14 protein-coding genes are annotated in these 18,140 nt (G+C 65.1%); 8 read left to right on the top strand and 6 right to left on the bottom strand.

The window, feature by feature from the left end; translation table 11 throughout:
- The first annotated feature begins 14 nt into the window (after positions 1-14).
- Both nrdR and ribD read left to right on the top strand, forming a co-directional pair.
- Positions 15-482: a transcriptional regulator NrdR gene (nrdR, locus tag GR316_RS03845; protein WP_211784726.1), complete on the top strand. Its 468-nt coding sequence runs from the start codon at positions 15-17 to the stop codon at positions 480-482.
- 14 nt (positions 483-496) lie between these two features.
- Positions 497-1,543: a bifunctional diaminohydroxyphosphoribosylaminopyrimidine deaminase/5-amino-6-(5-phosphoribosylamino)uracil reductase RibD gene (gene ribD, locus GR316_RS03840; RefSeq protein ID WP_211785098.1), complete on the top strand. Its 1,047-nt coding sequence runs from the start codon at positions 497-499 to the stop codon at positions 1,541-1,543.
- On the opposite strand, the gene GR316_RS03835 is transcribed toward ribD, so the two are convergent.
- Positions 1,544-1,966 (bottom strand): VOC family protein, encoded by a 423-nt coding sequence (locus GR316_RS03835; protein ID WP_211784725.1) that lies wholly within the window; start codon positions 1,964-1,966, stop codon positions 1,544-1,546.
- Positions 1,967-2,018: 52 nt separating this feature from the next.
- Between GR316_RS03835 and GR316_RS03830 the strand changes: the two genes are divergently transcribed.
- The 4 genes from GR316_RS03830 (at position 2,019) to GR316_RS03815 (ending at position 8,008) form a co-directional block, all read left to right on the top strand.
- A complete protein-coding gene (locus GR316_RS03830) occupies positions 2,019-2,903 on the top strand; it encodes a thymidylate synthase (protein ID WP_211784724.1) in 885 nt (294 codons plus the stop codon).
- Positions 2,903-3,382 (top strand): dihydrofolate reductase, encoded by a 480-nt coding sequence (locus tag GR316_RS03825; RefSeq protein ID WP_211784723.1) that lies wholly within the window; start codon positions 2,903-2,905, stop codon positions 3,380-3,382. The genes GR316_RS03830 and GR316_RS03825 overlap by 1 nt, the downstream gene beginning before the upstream one ends.
- 212 nt (positions 3,383-3,594) lie before the next feature.
- A complete protein-coding gene (locus tag GR316_RS03820) occupies positions 3,595-6,897 on the top strand; it encodes a glycosyltransferase family 2 protein (RefSeq protein WP_211784722.1) in 3,303 nt (1,100 codons plus the stop codon).
- Between the two features lie 4 nt (positions 6,898-6,901).
- Positions 6,902-8,008 (top strand): glycosyltransferase family 2 protein, encoded by a 1,107-nt coding sequence (locus tag GR316_RS03815; RefSeq protein WP_211784721.1) that lies wholly within the window; start codon positions 6,902-6,904, stop codon positions 8,006-8,008.
- 3 nt (positions 8,009-8,011) lie between these two features.
- Here the strand turns inward: GR316_RS03815 and GR316_RS03810 are convergent, their stop codons facing one another.
- From GR316_RS03810 to hemB, 3 genes are all read right to left on the bottom strand, one after another.
- Positions 8,012-10,471 carry a penicillin acylase family protein gene (locus GR316_RS03810; protein WP_211784720.1) on the bottom strand — a complete coding sequence of 820 codons (2,460 nt, stop codon included), beginning with the start codon at positions 10,469-10,471 and terminating at the stop codon, positions 8,012-8,014.
- A gap of 76 nt (positions 10,472-10,547) precedes the next feature.
- On the bottom strand, positions 10,548-11,096 hold the full coding sequence (locus GR316_RS03805) for a lipid-binding SYLF domain-containing protein (RefSeq protein WP_211784719.1): 549 nt from the start codon (positions 11,094-11,096) through the stop codon (positions 10,548-10,550).
- A gap of 64 nt (positions 11,097-11,160) precedes the next feature.
- A complete protein-coding gene (hemB, locus tag GR316_RS03800; protein WP_211784718.1) occupies positions 11,161-12,165 on the bottom strand; it encodes a porphobilinogen synthase in 1,005 nt (334 codons plus the stop codon).
- 125 nt (positions 12,166-12,290) lie between these two features.
- On the opposite strand from hemB, the gene GR316_RS03795 reads away from it, so the two are divergent.
- Positions 12,291-12,806: a hypothetical protein gene (locus tag GR316_RS03795; RefSeq protein WP_211784717.1), complete on the top strand. Its 516-nt coding sequence runs from the start codon at positions 12,291-12,293 to the stop codon at positions 12,804-12,806.
- Between the two features lie 8 nt (positions 12,807-12,814).
- The gene (mfd, locus tag GR316_RS03790) at positions 12,815-16,270 is read left to right on the top strand and encodes a transcription-repair coupling factor (protein WP_211784716.1); all 3,456 of its coding nucleotides are present in this window, start codon (positions 12,815-12,817) and stop codon (positions 16,268-16,270) included.
- On the opposite strand, the gene GR316_RS03785 is transcribed toward mfd, so the two are convergent.
- Entirely contained in the window at positions 16,264-17,466 is a 1,203-nt protein-coding gene (locus tag GR316_RS03785; protein WP_211784715.1) for an MFS transporter, read from the bottom strand. The two genes, mfd and GR316_RS03785, sit on opposite strands and share 7 nt — an antisense overlap.
- Positions 17,463-18,119, bottom strand: coding sequence for a DsbA family oxidoreductase (locus tag GR316_RS03780; protein ID WP_211784714.1), 657 nt, complete (start codon positions 18,117-18,119; stop codon positions 17,463-17,465). Before GR316_RS03780 ends, GR316_RS03785 begins: the two co-directional genes overlap by 4 nt.
- Positions 18,120-18,140: the final 21 nt, after the last annotated feature.

The raw sequence follows: 18,140 nt of genomic DNA, 5'->3' as shown, positions 1-18,140 counted from the left end.
GACGAGGGAATTGCATGCGCTGTCCGTTTTGCGGCAATATCGACACGCAGGTGAAGGACAGCCGTCCCGCCGAAGATCACGTCTCGATCCGCCGCCGCCGTTTCTGCCCGTCCTGCGGGGGGCGTTTCACGACGTATGAACGGGTGCAACTGCGCGATCTGGTGGTCATCAAATCCTCGGGCAAGCGCGAAGATTTCGATCGCAGCAAGCTGGAACGTTCGGTCCGCATCGCGCTTCAGAAACGTCCGGTGGATCCCGAGCGGATCGACCAGATGATTTCGGGCATGGTGCGGCGGCTGGAATCCATGGGGGAGACGGATATCCCCTCCAAGGTCATCGGTGAGATCGTGATGGAAAGCCTCGCGCGGATCGACACGGTCGGCTATGTGCGTTTCGCCAGCGTTTACAAGAACTTCCATTCGGCCGACGATTTCGACAAGTTCGTGGCCGAACTGCGGCCCACAGCCCTGCGCGGTGAGTGATGGACGAGGTGTACATGGCCCATGCTCTGACGCTGGCGCGTCGGGGTCTGGGGAATGTGTGGCCGAACCCGGCGGTCGGCTGCGTGATCGTGAAGGACGGGCGCATCGTGGGGCGCGGCTGGACGCAGCCCGGCGGGCGCCCCCATGCCGAAGCGCGGGCGCTGACGCAGGCCGGTGAGGCGGCGCGGGGCGCGGTGGCCTATGTCTCGCTCGAACCCTGCGCGCATCACGGCAAGACGCCCCCTTGCAGCGAGGCGCTGATCCGCGCGGGCCTCGCCCGCATCGTGACCGCGGCCACCGATCCCGACCCTCGGGTGGCGGGGCGCGGCCATGCGATGCTGCGCGCGGCGGGCATCCCCGTGACCGAGGGCGTTCTCTCGGCCGAGGCGCGTGCGCTGAACGCCGGTTTCCTGAAACGGATCGAGCGGGGGCTGCCCGGGGTCACGCTGAAGCTGGCGATGACGCTGGACGGGCGTATCGCGACCGCCACGGGCGAAAGCCGCTGGATCACCGGCCCCGAGGCGCGCCGCGCCGTTCACGCGATGCGGCTAAGCCATGATGCCGTTCTGGTGGGTGCGGGCACGGCGCTGGCCGATGATCCGGACCTGACGGTGCGCGATATCGGGGCAGGGCATCAGCCCGTTCGCATCGTGATGGACGGCGAACTCCGTCTGCCGGTCGAAAGCCGCCTTGGCCGTTCGGCGCGGCAGGTGCCGGTGTGGATGCTGCACCGCGATGCCCCAGCGGAACGTCAGGCGGCATGGGCGGCGACGGGTGCAGAGGTGATCGCGGCGGGCGATGCGGAGGACAGCCTGCGGCTCTTGGCGGCGCGGGGTGTGACGCGCATCTTCTGCGAAGGGGGCGCGTCCTTGGCGGGCAGCCTGCTGCGGGCGGGACTGGTGGATGATCTGGTGATCTTCTCGGCCGGCCTCGCGATCGGCGGGGACGGCACCCCCGCCCTTGGTGGGCTGGGGGTGACGCAGCTTTCCGGTGCCCCGCGCTTCACCTTGGTGGAGCAGCGCCGCATCGGCGCCGACATCCTGACGCGCTGGCGCCGCTGATCACCAATGCCCGGTATTTTCCATCGAGGCCCAAGGTTCGGCCTTGGGCAGGCTTTCGCCCTTTTGCAGCAGTTCGATGGAGATATTGTCCGGGCTGCGGACGAAGGCCATATGCCCATCGCGCGGCGGGCGGTTGATCGTCACGCCATTGGCCTGAAGATGGGCGCAAAGATCGTAGATGTTGTCGCATTCATAGGCGAGATGGCCGAAATGGCGGCTGTCCGAGGGAAGGCCTTCATCGCCGTCCCAGTTATAGGTCAGCTCCACCGGGCATTCCGGCTGATCCGGCGGCGCCATGAACACCAGTGTGAAGCGGCCTTCCTTGCTTTCCTTGCGCCGCAGTTCTTCCAACCCTAGAAGGCGGAAGAACGCCATCGATGCATCGAGGTCCGCCACGCGGACCATCGTGTGAAGATATTTCATGGAGTTCTCCTTTCGCGGGGAAATTAACACGGCAGAAGGTCAGGGCAAACGGATGGAACGGCAATATCTCGATCTCGCGCGGCAGGTTCTGGACCACGGCGATGCCCGGCTGGACCGGACCGGCGTGGGCACGACATCGCTGTTCGGTGCGATGCTGCGCTTCGATCTGTCGGGCGGGCAGGTGCCGGTGCTGACGACGAAACGGGTTTACTGGAAGCTGGCCGTCAAGGAGATGCTGTGGTTCCTGACCGGCGGCACCAATATCCGACCGCTTCTGGAACAAAATGTCCGCATCTGGACCGATTGGCCGCTGGCCGCCTATCGCCGCGCCACGGGCGAGGACATCGATCAGCGCACCTTCGAGGGCCGCATTCTCGCCGATGAGGCCTTTGCCGCGAAATGGGGGGAATTGGGGCCCGTCTATGGCAAGCAGTGGCGCCGCTGGCTTGGCCCCGACGGGCAGGAGCATGACCAGATCGCGGCCCTGATCCGCACCCTGCGCACCGATCCCGCCAGCCGCCGGATGCTGTTCCACGCATGGAACGTCGCCGAGGTGGGGGGCATGGCTTTGCCGCCCTGCCACATGGTCTATCAGTATCACGTCACCTCGGACGGGCGGCTGAACGGGCTTTTGTATCAGCGGTCGTGCGATCTGCTTCTGGGGCTGCCCTTCAACCTGACGGGCGCTGCGGTGCTGCAACGGATGCTGGCCCAACAGGCCAATCTGGAACCGGGGGAACTGGTGTGGATGGGCGGAGACGTGCATGTCTATTCCAACCATGTCGATCAGGTCCGCCAGCAGATCGCGCGCGAGCCGCGGGCGCTTCCGGTCCTGACCCTGCGCAAGGCCGCCAGCATCGACGACTACCGGATCGAGGATTTCACCCTGTCCGGCTATGACCCCCATCCCCCCATCACCGCCGAGGTTGCCGTCTGATGTTGACCCTGATCGCCGCCCGCACCCAGAACGGAGCCATCGGCAAAGACGGCTCGATCCCGTGGGACGCGCCCGAGGATATGGCCTTCTTCGCGCGGGAAACCTTGGGCGGCGCGCTGATCATGGGCCGCGTGACATGGGAGAGCCTTCCGAAGAAGCCCCTGCCGCGCCGGATGAACATCGTCGTCACCTCGCAGGCGCTGGAGGGGGAGGCGACCGTCGCCGCCTCGGTCGAGGATGCAGTGGCCCTTGCCCGTGCGGCGGGGCATGCGCGCATCTACGGGGCAGGCGGCAGCGGCATCTACGAGGCGCTGTTGCCCATGGCCGATCGCCTGCTGCTGACCGAGGTCGACCTCGACCTTCCGGAGGCGGATGCGTTCTTCCCTAAATTCGATCCTGCGGATTGGACCGAGATTTTGCGCCTCACCCTGCGCACTGCGGCCCCGCGCTGCATCCTGCACGAATATCTGCGCCGCTGACTGCGGCATCGCGGCGGCAAAGTTGCCTTGAAAAACGAGCCTGCGGCGGACTAGACTGATTTTGCGCCGCATCACAGGCGCGTGATGCCGCATCGTGGTATCGCCGAAGCATCCGCTGACATGTTCGGCGCGAAGGGGAATCGTCGTTTGCACATGACCAGTCCGCATCCCCGTCACCCTGACATCCCGCTTATCCAACCGAGGTTCCGCCCATGAGTCTGCCGACAGTCGCTTCGCTATGGATTGGCGGGAACATCAGCTATCTCGAACAGGTCTGCCTGCGGTCCTTCGTCGATCATGGGCACCGGACGCTGCTTTACACCTATGGCGATGTCGCGAACGCCCCGCCCGGCGTGGAGGTGCTGGACGCCGAGGCGATCTATCCGTCCTCGCAGATGGTGCTGCACAAGGAAAGCGGCTCGCCGGCGCTGGTGTCGGACGTCTTCCGCTACAAGCTGCTGGAGATGCTGAACGTCATCTGGATCGACGCGGATGTGCTGTGCATGCGCCCTTGGACGTTCGACAGCCAGTTCGTCTTTGGGTGGGAGCGGACGAACGATTTGATCTGCGGGGCCGTTTTGGGTTTGCCGAGGTTCTCTCGGACGTTGAAGCAGCTTCTGAACTTCTGCCGCGACGAATATCCGATCCCGCCATGGGCGGACGAGGAGGAGCGCGCGCGTCTGGTGGAGGCGGCGGAGGCCGGAACGCCGGTCCATGTCAGCGAATTGAAATGGGGTGTCTGGGGACCTGCGGCGCTGACCCATTTCCTGAAGGAAACGGGTGAGGCGGAGCATACCTTGCCCCAAGAGGCTTTCTATCCGATCCTCTTCAAGGATCGGCGCGACCTGCTGACCCCCGGCACGCTGACGCAGGACGATTTTTCCGAAGGCTGCTATGGCGTGCACCTGTGGAACCGCCGTGTCAGCCGCCGGATCGTGACGGCGGAGCGAGGCTTCCCCCATCCCGACAGTTTCATCGGGCAGGCCCTCGTGCGCCACAACATCGACCCGCGCCTTGCGCCGCTGCCGGACCGCCCGCCGCCCGGATCGCCCACCCGTGCCGAGTTGGGGAAAACTCCCAATCTCAAGCGGGCCGCACTTTACGGCGACCTGATCCACAATCCGGTCAATGTACCAGCGGACGCCGCGAAAATTCCCGCCCCGGTGGCGCCCGCACCTGCGCCCCGTCCGGTGATCGTGCCGCCTGCGGTGAAGGATGACGCGCCCCGCTCCGGCAGCCTCCGCCAGAGAGAGGTCTATCAAGAGGCGATCGACTCCCTCGAGGAGCGTACCGCGACGAAGCTCGGCGCGCTGGCACCGCCGGACGCGCCGATGGGCAATGAGCGCATCGCGGTCCTGACCTCCATGAAGAACGAAGGGCCGTTCATCCTCGAATGGATCGCCTATCACCGCGCGATCGGGGTTACGGATTTCCTCGTCTATACCAACGACTGCGCGGACAACACGAACGACATCCTGAATCGGCTGCAGGAGATGGGAATCCTGACCCGCCTCGACAATCCATGGGATCCGTCGGGCGATCAGAAGCCGCAGCATGTCGCGCTGAAGGATGCGCTGAACCAGCCCGTGATCCGCGATGCGGATTGGGTGCTGACCATCGATGTCGACGAATTCCTGAATATTCATGTCGGGGATGGTACGTTCAAGGATCTGCTGAAGGCGGCGAATTATCCGAACGTCATGTCCTTCACATGGAAGTTCTTCGGCAATGGCGGCGTTCGGAATTACGACCCGGACCGCCCGGTGATCGAACAATTCATCCGCTGCGCGCCGGAATACATTCCGAAGCCCCGCCTTGGGTGGGGGTTCAAGACCATGATCCACAGCAGCGCCCCCTATACTAAGATCGGGGTGCACCGCCCGTTGAACATCCGCAGCGAGTCGGAGGTGGACAAGGTCCGCTGGGTCAACGGATCGGGCCGCGCGATGCCGGAGATGCTGCTGACGAACAACACCTGGCGCTCGACGAAGCGGTCGGTGGGCTATCAGCTCGCGACGTTGAACCATTACGTCCTCCGGTCGGCCGAAAGCTTCCTCGTGAAGCGCGACCGTGGCCGGGTGAACCACACCGACCAAGATCAGGGCATGGATTACTGGGTCCGACGCAACTACAACACCGAAGAAGACGATCGTATGGTGGATCGCCTTCCGATGCTGCACGCCGAATTGGACCGCCTGCTCGCCGATGAAACGCTGTCGCGGCTGCACGCCGAGGCTGTGGCGTGGCACCGTCAGAAGATCGCGACCCTGCGCGCCGATCCCGGATACGAGGCGCTGTTCCACTCCATCACCGAGGTTCCGTATCCCGACGCGCTCTATCTCTCCCCCACCGATGAGGAGAATGAGACCGAAGAGGACGATGTCGGCATCGCGATCCCGTCGCCCGAAGCCAATCGGATGAGCGAGGAAGAGGAAGAGGCCCGAGTGGCCGAGCTCGTCGCCATGCGGGACCATGGCATCCTGCCGCCCGAGCCGGAACCTGCAGCGCCGGTGGCTGCCAAGGCGCCGGAACCCATTCCGCAACCTGCGGCCCTGCATCAGCATTCCAAGCCGCTGCCCCTGTCCGCGCCTCCGCAGCCGCCGGCCTCGGCAGAGGTCGAAGATGCGCGTTTCTCGGATGCGCGCGCTCGGGTGGATCGGACCGAGGGAGCGTTCCTTTGGGGCGGGCCCGAAAATGCGCTGATGTTCATTCCCGGCAGCACGCGCCTCGTGGTCACGTTCGACAATATCTCCACCGTTCGGGATGATGTGCAGCGAGAACCTTGGGGGATGAAGTTCTTGCATGAAACCCTTGGCTGTTCGGTGCTGGGGGTGATGGCGACGATCACGAACTGGTATCGGCAGGACTTCGTGCATGATGCCTTCGAAAGCCTGCAGAAGCAGGGCTTCTTCGATCGGTTCGACGAGGTTCTGTTCTACGGTGCCTCGATGGGCGGTTTCGGCGCGCTGACCTATGCGCGCTGCGTTCCGGGGGCGCGGGTGCTGGCCATCGCGCCGCAGACCACGCTCGACCGGGACATCTTGCCCAATGAAACCCGGTGGGGCTGGACGCGCAAGCTCGATTGGAATGGGCGGTTCGGCGATGCTGCCGAGGCGGGGGCATTGGACAAGGCGGCGGATGTCGTCGTCATCTCCGATCCCTATTTCGCGCCCGACGTGGCGCAGGTGACCCGCCTCGACGGTCCGGCCATCCGGCACCTGCGCATGCCCTTCTTCGGGCATCAGTTGCCGAATGCTTTCGTGAACATGGGCATCATGAAGACGCTCGTCACGTCCATACTCGACGGCGATCTGACGGATGCGCGGTTCTACAAGATGCTGCGGGCGCGGAGGGATCTCGACCGGTTCCAGCACGACATCCTCATGGAGGCCGAGCAGCGCGGGCACCTGACCCTCGCCGTCAAGGTTTGCGATTATACGCTGAAGAAACGCAATGCCGGCAATATCAGGCGGACACGTCGGCGGCTGCTAGCCACCTTGCAGGAGGCTGTGTGATCCCATGGCCGAAGCACGTCGCCTTCTTATCACCTGCATGAAGAACGAAGGGCCGTTCATCCTCGATTGGCTGGCCCATCATGTCGCAATCGGCTTCGACCATGCCCTCGTATTCACCAATGACTGCGATGACGGCACGGTGGAGGTGCTGGATGCCTTGGCCGCCGCAGGTGTCGTGACGCGGCTCGACAATCCCTATGAGCGGATGAAGGGCAGCCCCAATCCGCAAAAGGGGGCGCTGAAATACGCGAACCGTCTGCCGCTGGTGCAAAAGGCGGAATGGGTGCTGGTGGCGGATGTCGATGAATATGTCGATATCCATGTCGGCGATGGCAGCTTGGACGCGCTGTTCGACGCGACGGACGGGGCGGATGCCATCTCGATGCAGTGGCGCCTCTTTGGCAACGATGATGTCGATGCCTATGAGGATCGGCCCATCACGCATCAGTTCAGCAAATGCGCCCCGATCTATTGCCCCTCACCGCTGCAAGCTTGGGCGGTGAAGACGCTGTTTCGCGGCCTGACCGCGGGCGGGGGCGTGTTCGGCAAGCTGGGCATCCACCGTCCGTTCGGCCCTGCCGAAGGCACTCCTCTGCGTTGGGTGAACGGGTCCGGGAACCTGGTTCCGCCGGAATTCTTCGAAACCGGCTGGCGGTTCGGCATTCGCGATCACGGCTACAAGCTCGTGACGCTGAACCATTATGCGGTACGGTCGTCGCAGAGCTTCCTCGTGAAGCGGGATCGCGGGCGCGTGAACCATGTCAATCGCGACCAAGGGCTGTCCTACTGGACGCGCATGAACTTCAACATGGAGGAATGCCGCTCCATCCGGCGCATGGACGACAAGGCCGCCGCGGCGCGTCAGACGCTCGACGCGCTTCCGGGCGTCCGCGCGGCGCATGATGCGGCCGTCACGCATCACCGCACCAAGATCGCCGCGTTGATGGAGCGGGAGGATGCGCGGGCCTTCTATGACGAGATCACCTCGCCGGAGCGCAAGCTCCTGTCGCGGCATCTCAGCCTTCTGGGCCGGGGCGATTTCGACAGTGGAATGCCGGACCTGCCTCCGGCGCTTCTGGACACGCTGCGGCGGATCCCGGTCCTCACCTGACGCTTAGGGCGGCGTCAGGTGCGTGATGCCGACCGCCGCCGCCCGCGCCAATTCGGGATCGAGCGACATGGGCACATATTCGCCTCGCCGCCACAGGCCCCCCAGATCGTCGTAGAAACGCGACAGCGGGTGCCCCGATTGGCCCGTCGCCGTGACGAAGACCGAGCTGTCGGGATCGGCGAAATCGTAGACGCCGCGATAGCCGGCCCCGTGGACGTTCAGGAACGGGTCCGGGCCGCGCGCCTTGGTCAATCCGCGGTTCAGCGTGTCATCCCCGCCCGAGGTGGATTGGCGGATGTTCACCAGATACCGCAGCACCGGCAGGTTCCCCAGAACCGGATCGTCATGCGTGGCCTGATGGGCATCGCCCCAGCGCCAGCTTTCGATGTTGCGGCCGTAATGCTCGGACAGCCACAGCAGCGCATCGTCCAGCGACTCGCGCGCCATGTCGGTGCAGGTCTCCTTTTCGGCGGACTGTACGACATCGCACCATGCGGCGGCGCCGTCCGTGTCGCTGAAGACCCGCTCGAGGAAGACGGGTTCGATATGGGCGAACTGATCGGCCATCGGCCCCAACTCATCCCGGATCAGCCGGTCCTGTAGCGCCGAAAGCCACGCCTGCGCGATCAGAGGCTCGGGCATATGCTCGTTCATGTCGCCATTCCATGCAGCGAGCAGTTCCAGCGCACGCTGGCGCATGCGCTCGGGCGTGCCTTCGGGCGCGGCCTCGCCGGTGAACCACATATCGGCGCCGATCAGCGGCAGGATGGTGCGCATGGTGGTGCTGACCGTGTCCTGCTGCGCCTCGATGAAGCTTTCGCGGGTATGCACCTCGCGCGCATCCATCAGCGACAGCCAGCGCTGGATGCGTTCGGTATCGCCCCAGTCGAAGCTGACATGATCGGGGAAGGGCCGATCCACCGTTTTGTTGTTGGTGTTGCCCAGCATGCCCGACGGGGGATCGACCTGACGGGGATTGTTCTCATAGGGCTGAATGCCCTGCCAGCGGTTCTCGGGCTGCCAGCCGGGCGAGGGAAGCCGCCCTTGCGCCGGCATCCGGGCATCGCGCGCCGGGATCGCGCCGACCGTTTGCAGGGCGATCCCATCCTGATCGGCCAGCATCAGGTTCTGCGCCGGCGCGACATAGAGGCGGCCAGCCTCCATCGCCTCGGTCTTGTCATGCGCGCGCATCAGGCCCATCGCGGCCGTCATGGAGGTGTCGTTCTCCTGCAGGCCGGTCCAAGACAGCGACATCACATGACCAGGGGGCGTGACGGTGCCCGCATCGAACTGCGACGGCGGCAGGACCGGGCCGTTATCCGTCCAGCGCAGGGTGATCGTGACGGGGGCCGCGTCCTTCACCTGAATGATCGAACGTTCGGTGCGGAAGGGGGCCCAGCCGTCGGGGGTGCGGTATTCGCCGGGATGATCGGCGCTCAACTCTTCGATATGCAGGTCCTGATCGTCCACATAGGCGGTCGTCAGGCCCCAGCCCAACCCGTCCGAGCGTCCCGAGAGGATCAGCGGCATCCCCGGGATCGTCGCACCGATCACGCTGCCGGTCGAAAGCGTCAGCCGCGCCAGATACCAGATCGTCGGGGCCGAGAAGGGAAGATGCGGATCGTTCGCCAAGAGCGATCCACCCGCCGCCGAGCGCGAGGGCGCCGCCGCCCATGCGTTCGACGCACCGGCAAAGGGCGCCGCATGGAAGGGCGACAGCGGATCCTCGGCCATGCGGATGGGCGTGTATTGGGGGACGACACCGGGCGCGAGTTCGGAATATTTCGGCAGCGCCATCACCGGGGCCTGCGGATCATCGGGCAGGATGTCGCGCAACTGTTCGGGCGACAGGATCAGCGACATGCGCGCGCGCAGCACTTCGTCCTGCGCCTTGGAGGTCATCTGAAGGGCCAGCAGCTTCAGGATGGCGATGCTGTCCGCGGGCTGCCATGCCGCGATCTCGTTCGAGAAGAGGAAGAATTCCGGCGCGCCGCGTCCGCGCGCGCCAAGGTTGATCTGCCGGATCCAGTCGTTCACCCCGTCGGCATAGGCGCGCAGCGCCGCCTGCGTCTGTTCGTCCTGCGCCTGAACCGACCGCTGGGCGATGCCATACAGATCGAGCCGCCGCATCATCGCATCGGTCGCCAGCGTCCGTTCGCCGAAAATCTCCGACAGGCGGCCTTGGGCGGTGCGGCGCAGCACCGTCATCTGCCACAGCCGATCCTGCGCATGGGCGAAACCCAAGGCGCGGAATACGTCCGCGTCGGAACTGCCGAAGATATGCGGCACGTCGTTGGAGTTGCGGACGATCTCCACCGGGGCCGACAGACCGCTGATCGTGAAATCCTCGGAATAATCGGGAAGGGAGCGGGCAAGGAACCAATAGCCGATCCCCAGACCGATCAGCCCAAGACACACGAGTGCGCCGAAGATGCGGAGAAGCCAGCGAAATATGCGGATCATCGAATGCCTCGGCCCTGCGGGATGATCGGGTGCTACCCCATCGCCCCCCGCAGGTCCAGAACCGTCAGGTCACGACTTACGGAATGATGCGCGTGTATTTCGTGCCCGCGACCGTGGCCCCGGCGATTAGGCCCGACTGGCCATAGACCAGCGCGATGACGGGATTGATCTCGGTCGTGTCCTTGCCGATGCTGCCGCCCTGTTCGGGCACGGCATAGCGCAGATCGGCCCCCGCGACCCACCCCGAAGAACTGCGGAATTCCGCCAGCGAGGCCGGGGTCATGAAGAACAGCGCATGGGCGTATTGCTGCGCCCCGATCTGGAAGCCCACGGTGGCCTTGGCGGCCGAATAGTAATCCACCGTCGCGCCGTTGATCCGCAGCGCGCCGCGCCCATAGGCGCCGCCGATGCCAAGCCCGGCCTCGGTGATGAGCGGCATGAACAGCACGCCCGCCGACCGATCCGCCAGATCTCGCGTGCCGGGATATTGCTGGAACAGATAGTCCCGCGCCACATCCACGCGCGCGTCGATCATCGCGCCGCCACTGCTGTTCACGCCATTGGCGCAGGCGCCAAGCGCCAGCGTGACCCCGGAGGCGGCCAGGAAATTGCGCCGGTTCAGCATGTCGTTCCCTCGTTCATCTGTCCCGGGCGAAGCCTAGCGCATCGCCCGGCATCTGTCACGCCGATCAGAGTCCGCGGGACAGCAGGCGCGCGACGCGGGGGGCGTAGTAGGTCAGGATGCCGTCGCATCCCGCGCGTTTGAAGGCCAGAAGGCTCTCCAGCATCACCGCCTCGCCATTGAGCCAGCCGTTGCGGGCCGCGGCCTCGTGCATCGCGTATTCGCCCGACACCTGATAGGCGTAGGTCGGCACCCCGAACTCCTCCTTCACGCGGCGGCAGATGTCGAGATAGGGCATCCCCGGTTTCACCATCACGCTGTCCGCGCCTTCGGTCAGGTCGCGGTGCACGAGGCGCAGCGCCTCGTCGCTGTTGGCGGGGTTCATCTGATAGGTCTTCTTGTCGCCCTTCAGCGTCGCATCCGCGCCCACCGCGTCGCGGAACGGGCCGTAATAGGACGAGGCGTATTTCGCCGAATAGGACATGATCGCGACCGTCTTGTGATCGGCCTTTTCCAGCGCGCTGCGCATCATGCCGATGCGCCCGTCCATCATGTCCGACGGGCCGATGATGTCGGCCCCTGCATCGGCCTGCGCCAGCGTCATGCGCACCAAGGCCTCGACGGATTCGTCGTTCAGGACCACGCCGTCCTTCATCAACCCGTCCTGCCCGTGCGAGCTGTAGGGATCGAGCGCGACATCCGTCATCACCGCGATCTCCGGCACCTCGGCCTTGATGGCGCGGATGGCCCGGTTGATCAGGTTGTCGGGGTTCCACGCCTCTTCGCAGGTTTCGCTGCGCAGGGCGGGGTTGGTGTAGGGAAAGAGGCAGATCGCGGGGATCCCCATCTCCGCCGCTTCGGCGACAGCGCGGGTCAGCCGGTCGATGGACCGACGCACCACGCCGGGCATGGAGGCGATCTCCGTCTCGGTGTCGGTGCCATCCTGAACGAAGACCGGCCAGATCAGGTCGTTCACGGTCAGAACATTTTCCTGTGTCAGACGCCGCAGCGCATCGGTACGACGGTTGCGGCGGAAACGCGTGGCGGGATAGCTGGCCTGAGTCGGGCGCATGGCGGTCCTCTTCTGGGTATGCCGGCCTGCGGAATGCGGTCGGATGCGGATTTATTGCGTCCTGCCATGGAAATGCCCCTGTCTCAAGGGTAGGTAGAGGCGAAACGGACGGAGACCGCGGCAGCGTGCAATGGTATGACCTCTTTCTTTCGCTGATCAGCCTACGGTCGTTCTCCGTGCTGTGGTACTGGATCGCGCTGTGGTTCTTCTGGTCGGTGGTGACGCGGCGCGTGCTAGGCGTGCCGGGGGAACTGGCGATCCGCGCCCAGTCCGATCCCCGCGCCGCCGAAGAGGCGCTCTGGTTCGCCCGCTTCGAGGTGCGCCGCCGCATGGCCGTGTCCGCGCCGCGGCGCATGATCGCGGTGACGCTGCTTGCGTTCGCGGCCTCGGCCCTCCTGACGCTGGCGCTGTCCGGGCTGGAGGCGGCGCAGGCGCTGCTGCCCTTCCTTCTGCCATGGATCCTGATAGAGGCGCTGCGCGAACGGCTGGCCCGCCGCCTGATGCGCGACGCACCGGGGGCCGAGGCCCTTGCCGGCCTGCTGATCTGGCATAAGATAGCCATGCAAGCCATTGCAGGCGGCACGATTTTTCTGACTTTCATCTGGGGTGCGTGGCGCAATCTCAGCCTGTTGATGCCATAGGGGAACGCATGGCCGACCGTATCATTCTGGGGGGTGCGCCCGAAGGTTTCGACGCCCGGCTTCTGGCGAAGGAATTGGCCAAGGGCGCGCCGGTCATCCATGTCGCCCGCGACGACAAGCGGCTGGAGGCGATGCGCACCGCGCTGTCGGTGATGGCCCCCGATGTGCCGGTGTTGGAATTCCCGGCATGGGATTGTTTGCCCTATGACCGCATCTCCCCGAACCCGCTGATCGCGGCGCGGCGCATGGCCACGCTTGCGGCGCTGGCGCAGGGGCGTCCGGGGGCCTTCGTGCTGCTGACGACGCTGAACGCCGCAACGCAGAAGGTGCCGTCGCGGGCGACGGTGGCCGGGGCCAGCTTCTCGGCGCAGGTCGGCGACCGCATCGATGAAAAGCGTCTGCGCGATTACCTTGGCCGCATGGGTTATTCCCCCGTCACCACGGTGGCCGAGCCCGGCGATTTCGCGATCCGCGGCGGCATCATCGACATCTATCCGCCCGAAAGCGATCCGGTCCGCCTTGATCTCTTCGGCGACACATTGGACGGCCTGCGCCAGTTCGACGCCGAGAGCCAGCGTTCGACGCAAAAGCTTCAGACGCTCGATCTGGCGCCCGTGTCGGAGGTGATGCTGGACGAAGGCGCGATCACCCGCTTCCGCCAGAACTACCGGGTGGAGTTCGGGGCGGGCGGCGCGAACGACCCGCTCTATGAGGCGGTCAGTGCCGGGCGCAAGCATCAGGGGATGGAGCATTGGCTCCCCTTCTTCCATGATCGGCTGGAGACGGTGTTCGACTATATGCCGGACGCGGCGGTGATGCTCGACGATCAGGTGACGCCCGCGCGCCTCTCGCGGTGGGAAGGGATCGCCGATCAATACGACGCGCGGCGCGAAGCCATGGGCCAGAAGAACCGCGTCGATACCGTCTATAAGCCGGTCGCGCCCGACGCGCTCTATCTCGACGATGCCGCATGGGCCGCAAGCTTGGCCCCGCACCGCACGGTGCAGCTGTCGCCCTTGGCGCAGGCGCCGGGACCGGGCGTTCTGGATGCCGGCGGGCGGCTCGGCCGCAATTTCTCGCCCGAGCGTCAGCAGGAAAACGTCAGCATTTTCGAGGCGTTGGCCGCACATATTCGCACGTTGCGCAAAGATGCGCAGGTGGTCGTCGCCAGTTGGTCCGAAGGCGCGCGCGAACGCCTGAAGGGCCTTCTGGAGGATCAGGATCTGAGCGCGGCCAGCGTCGCCGATTTCCGTCAGGTCAAGGACGGCAAGGGCGGTCTGTTCCTGATCGTCTGGCCGCTGGAAAGCGGGTTCATCGCGCCGGGGCTTGCCGTCATCTCCGAACAGGACGTTCTGGGCGACCGGCTGGTCGGAAAGCCGCGCAAGAAGCGTAAATCCGACAACTTCCTGCGCGAGGTGGATACCCTGTCCCCCGGCGATCTGGTCGTGCATGTGGAACATGGCGTGGGCCGCTATATGGGGCTGGAGACGCTGCGCGTGCCCCAGCCGCCGCGCAACCGGCCCGGTCCGCCGCATGATTACCTGAACCTCGTCTATGCCGACGATGCGAAGCTCTACCTGCCGGTGGAGAATATCGAACTCCTAAGCCGCTATGGCCATGAGGAGGGTCTTCTCGACAAGCTGGGCGGTGGCGCGTGGCAGGCCAAGAAGGCCCGCCTGAAGGAACGCATCCGCGAGATCGCCGACCGTCTGATGCGCATCGCCGCCGAGCGGCATCTGCGCCACGCCCCGATCCTCGAAGCGCCGCATCAGATGTGGGAGGCGTTCGCCGCCCGCTTTCCGTATCAGGAAACCGACGACCAGCTTTCGGCCATTGCCGATGTCGTCGGCGATCTGGAAGCGGGCCGCCCGATGGACCGGCTGGTCGTCGGCGATGTCGGCTTCGGCAAGACCGAGGTGGCGATGCGCGCCGCCTTCGTGGCCGCGATGGCCGGGATGCAGGTCGCCGTCATCTGCCCGACGACGCTGCTGGCGCGCCAGCATTTCCGCAGCTTTGCCGAACGCTTCCGCGGCTTCCCGTTCAAGGTGCGTCAACTGTCGCGCTTCGTGCCCGCCAAGGAGGCCGCCGAAACGCGCGCCGGTCTGGCCGACGGCACGGTGGACATCTGCGTCGGCACCCACGCGCTTCTGGCCAAAGGGGTGAAGATCAAGAACCTCGGCCTGCTGGTCATCGACGAGGAGCAGCATTTCGGCGTCTCCCACAAGGAACGCCTGAAGGAGATGCGCTCGGAGATCCATGTCCTGACCCTTACGGCGACGCCCATTCCGCGTACGTTGCAACTGTCGCTGACGGGGGTGCGCGATCTGTCGATCATCGCGACGCCGCCGGTCGATCGGCTTGCGATACGCACCTATGTCTCGGAGTTCGATACGGTCACGATCCGCGAGGCGTTGCTGCGCGAGCGGTATCGCGGCGGGCAAAGCTTCTTCGTCGTGCCGCGCGTGTCCGACCTGCCGGAGATCGAGGCGTTCCTGCGCGAGCAGGTGCCCGAAGTCACCTTCACCATCGCCAATGGCCAGATGGCCGCCGGCGAGTTGGATGAGCGTATGAACGCCTTCTACGACGGCAAGTTCGATGTGCTGCTGGCGACGACCATCGTGGAATCCGGCCTCGATATTCCGACGGCGAACACGATGATCGTGCACCGGGCCGATATGTTCGGCCTGTCGCAGCTCTATCAGATCCGTGGGCGGGTGGGCCGGGCCAAGACGCGGGCCTATTGCTATCTGACGACGAAACCGCGCGCGGCGCTGACGCCGCAGGCGCAAAAACGTCTTCGCCTGCTCAGCAGCCTCGACAGTCTGGGGGCGGGGTTCAACCTCGCCTCGCACGATCTGGACCTGCGCGGCGCGGGCAATCTTCTGGGCGAGGAGCAGTCCGGCCATATCAAGGAGGTCGGCTACGAGCTCTATCAGAACATGCTGGAGGAGACGATCCAGAAGATCCGCTCGGGCGAGATCGGCGGCCTGAGCGAGATGGACGAGCAATGGGCGCCGCAGATCAATATCGGCGTGCCGGTCCTGATCCCGGAGGAGTATATCCCCGATCTTGACATCCGCCTTGGCCTCTACCGCCGTTTGTCCAGCCTTGTAACGAAGGTGGAGCTAGAAGGGTTCGCCGCCGAATTGATCGACCGTTTCGGCGAATTGCCAAAGGAGGTGAACACCCTGATGCTTGTGGTGCGGATCAAGGCGATGTGCAAGCGGGCCGGGATTTCGCGGCTGGATGCCGGGCCGAAGGGCGCGACGATCCAGTTCCACAACGACAAATTCGCCAATCCGGCCGGACTTGTGGATTTCGTGAAGGCGCAACCCGAGGCGAAGGTCGTCGGCAATAAGATCACGATCGCCGCCGAATGGGCGACCGAGGCCGACCGCATCCGTGGCGCCTTCGCCATCGCACGCGATCTGGCCGAGAAGGTGGTGAAACCGAAGCGTCAGTGACGCTTCGGCAAGGCCAGCATGATGGTAAGGGCGATGCCGGTATAGACGGTCATCCCGATCGCCAGCGGAATGTTCGTCCCATCGAACGATTGCCCCACCGGCAGCGACAAGACCACCGCCATGATCGTGGCGATGCAGCCCGAGACGGAGGCCCCGAGGCCTGCCAGATGGCCCAGCGGTTCCAGCGCCAGCGCGTTGAGATTGCCCATGCACAGGCCGAGCATCCCGAACATCGACATGGTCCACAGGATCTGCGCGGCAAAGGCGACCCCTTCGGGCAGCAGGTCGAACCCATTCAGCACGGCCATGGAGAGAGAGATCAGAAACTCCGCCGTCAGGACCGAGGTGACGAGGATGCGCATCCCCACCTTCACCACCAGCGCCGCGTTCAGAAGGCTGGAGAAGCCTGCCACCACAGCGATGGCGAAGAACCAATAGGTGAACGTCGCCTCGGCATCGAAACGCACGGTGAAGATCTGCTGGATCGAGGAGATGGTGGAGAACATGCACCCGAAGGCAAAGCCCTGCGCGATGATCGTCATCATCACCACGCGGTTGCGCATGATCTCCGCCATGCCCGAGATCAGGGTGCCGATCCGCAGGGGGCGGCGCTGAACGGGGGGCAGCGTCTCTTCCTGCCGGATCACGAGCCAGAGGCAGGTGATGGCCGACATCAGCACATAGGCGAGGAAAAGCGCGCGCCAGCCGAACGCCCCGATGATGACGCTGCCGATCATCGGCGCCATCGCGGGCACGATCGTGAAGACCATCATGATGAAGCTGACGACGCGCGCCATCTCCCGCCCCTTGTAGAGGTCGCGGACAAGGGCCACCGTAACGACGCGCGCGCCCGCAGCGCCAAGGCCCTGCACGAGGCGGGCCGCCAGCATCGGCTCCAGCGAGGGGGCCTGCCATGCCAGCAGCGCGCCGGTGGAATAAAGGACCGCGCAGCCGATCAGCACCGGCTTGCGGCCATAGGCGTCCGACAGCGGGCCGACCACCAGCGTGCCGATCCCAATGCCCAGCATGAAGGTCGTGATCAGCAGCTGCACATGGTTCGGCGCGTCGGGCGTCATCTCGGCGATGATCGTGGGGAAGGCGGGCAGCGTCGAATCGATCGCGAAGGCCACGACGGCCATCGTCGCCGCCATCAATGCGATGAATTCGACCGGGCCCAGCTTGCGCGCGCCGGTCATTCCTGACTCTCCAACTGCTCTATGATTTCGTCGATGACGTTCTGCCACATCTCGGTGGATTGCACGCCGGTCAGCACGAATTGGCGATCCAGAAGGAAGGTGGGAACGGCGGTCACGCCCTTTTCGCGGGCATCGAGATCGCGCGCCATCAAATCGTCACGGTCCGCGTCGCCCTTCAGAAGGCGCGCCGTCATATCCGCATCCATGCCGCAGGACGCGGCGATGCCCGTCAGCACATCCGCATCCCCGATGTCGAGGCCATCGCGGAAATAGGCCCGGAACAGCGCATCGACGACATGGGACTGACGCCCTTCAAGGCCGGCCCAATGCGTCAGGCGATGCGCGTCGATGGTGTCGGGCACACGCTCGGCCCGGCCCAGATCCATCACGACGTTGTTTTGATCGGCGGCGGTCTGCACGCGGGCCATGGCTTCGGCGGCGGTGCGGCGATCGCCGAACTTCACTTCGAGCCATGTCGCGCGCTCGGCGCCTTCGGGCGGGATGTCGGGGTTCAGACGGAAGGGATGCCATGTCACGACCAAAGGATGGGCCGGGCGTGTTTCCAGTGCCCGATCCAACAAAGCTTTGCCGATATGGCACCACGGGCAAACCGGATCGAAAAAAATGTCGAGGGGAACACTCGGCGTGCGCATCGTCTTGTCCTGACCGAAAAG

Origin of the sequence: Falsirhodobacter algicola (genome assembly GCF_018279165.1) — a bacterium.
GTDB classification, from domain to species: Bacteria; Pseudomonadota; Alphaproteobacteria; order Rhodobacterales; family Rhodobacteraceae; genus Falsirhodobacter; species Falsirhodobacter algicola.
Note: the sequence above shows the minus strand (reverse complement) of the source record. Positions and strands in the feature narration are given on the sequence as shown.